The sequence below is a fragment of the Polaromonas sp. P3_C2 genome (genome assembly GCF_056402675.1).
The window spans coordinates 1-1,079 of sequence record NZ_JBFUGX010001002.1 but is presented as its reverse complement, the minus strand read 5'-3'; the positions used below and the strand labels follow the sequence as shown (position 1 = coordinate 1,079).

Annotated in this window: 1 protein-coding gene; it reads right to left on the bottom strand. The window is 62.8% G+C overall.

Features of this window, described 5'->3' with window-relative positions:
* Positions 1 to 1,079: enoyl-CoA hydratase-related protein (locus AC1DWI_RS24145; protein ID WP_477726039.1), on the bottom strand; the 1,079-nt coding region annotated here is incomplete at both ends.

Here is a 1,079-nt window from a genome sequence, read left to right as displayed (position 1 = left end):
GCCTTTCTCCACACGCGGCGCGGTGATCTTGCTGCTGTAAGCCTTGCCGGCTTCGGCCTTGTCCTGGCTGACGTCCTTGAGCACGGTGGCAATGCCTTTGCTGGCCTGTGCGTAAGCGATGCCCGCGCCCATCATGCCGGCGCCCAGCAGGCCGACCTTGGCAGGCCTGAAACGCCCTACGCCTTTGGGCCGCGACTGCCCGCTCTTGATGGCGTTCATGTCGAAGAAAAAGGTGTTGATCATGGCCTTGGCATTGGTGCCCGTCATGAGTTTGGCGAGGTAGCGGCTTTCGATGCGAAAGGCGGTCTCCAGGTCCACCTGTGTGCCTTCCACCATGCAGGCCAGGATGGCTGCAGGCGCGGGGTAGAGGCCGCGCGTCTGCTTTTTGAGCATGGCGGGCGCGACGCTGAGCGCCGCGGCGATCTTGGAACTGGCCGGTGTGCCACCCGGGATTTTGTAGTCTCTGGCTTCCCAAGGGTGTTGGGCTTTGGGGTTGGTGGCGATCCAGGCAAGTGCTTTGCTTTGCAACCCGGCAGCATCAGGCACCAGCTCGTGCACCAGGCCCAGCTCAAGCGCCTCACGTGGGTTAAAGGTTTTACCCTCGACCAGATAGGGTTGCGCGCCCATCAAGCCAAGGTGGCGCGTCATCTTGGTCACGCCGCTGGCACCGGGCAGCAGGCCCAGCGTGACCTCGGGCAGGCCAAACTGCGTTTTACGGTCGTCCACCGCCACGCGGTAGTGGCCGACCAACGCGACTTCCCAGCCGCCGCCCAGTGCCGTGCCGTTAAGGCAACTAGCCACGGGGATGCCCAGCGTTTCCAGGGTACGGAAGTTTTTCTTGACGCGTTCGATCTCTGCGTAGGCCTTGGGCGCGTCGGCCGGTGTGAGGCGCATCACGGCCTTCAAGTCAGCGCCGGCAAAAAAAGTGCTTTTGGCGGAGGCGAGGATGATGCCTTTGAGGGCGTCCTTGTCTTTCACCACTTGGGCCGTGACTTCACTGAGATCGCCCTGCCATTGCAGGCACATGGTGTTGACGGGCGAGCCGGGCTCGTCGAACGTGATGGTGGCAATACCGTCAC